The sequence below is a fragment of the Thermococcus sp. M36 genome (assembly GCF_012027355.1).
Classification (GTDB): Archaea; Methanobacteriota_B; Thermococci; order Thermococcales; family Thermococcaceae; genus Thermococcus.
This window is the reverse complement of record NZ_SNUH01000044.1, coordinates 1-599: the sequence shown is the minus strand read 5'-3', so window position 1 is coordinate 599 and position 599 is coordinate 1. Positions and strand designations below refer to the sequence as shown.

General features: G+C 33.9%; 1 protein-coding gene. It reads right to left on the bottom strand.

Features of this window, described 5'->3' with window-relative positions:
- Window positions 1-366: 366 nt before the first annotated feature.
- Window positions 367-599: hypothetical protein (locus E3E36_RS12920; RefSeq protein ID WP_206203618.1), on the bottom strand; the 233-nt coding region annotated here is incomplete at its 5' end.

Sequence of the window (599 nt, the reverse complement as noted above, 5' to 3'; positions counted from 1 at the left end):
TGTATCAAGCAATAACAAAACCATTTATGCCAAAGTGTTGGGTGCATTGCCCGATATAAAAGAAGATAACGGTTTACTGCTGCGTTTAAGTAATGCAGCCACTTCAGCTTTAGGTGTTGCAGATAAGTTTGATGTTATTGTGAATTATTAGTGTGAAACCAGCTTTTGTTTTTTATGGCATCAACTGTTGCGTCGCACACTTGTACTGATGAATAAAATGCAACAAAATCAATCAAGAACGTCATTTCAAAAGCTTCTTACCTGAAAAATCTGTTAGTTAATACTATAACTATAATTCATGTCTTCACGATTTAAAAATATATGGTTCGTGAAGACACAAACCAAAGTAGTACGAAACATCATCCATTAATTAGTCTTCAATAAAAATGTTAAGGGGATAGCTAACCTTTTACTCCACGCTTTTTCGCTATGGTCTTCTCCGGGAAAATATTTAGTAATCCATTGCTTGTCTGAATAACCTTTCACTTTCATAATACTATCAACCCTTTGTTGTATAGGCGGATACAAAGCATCTAAAGTTTTGTCGCCGCAATCAAAATAGATACGATGATTTTTTGCATCAGGAATTTTTTTACTTA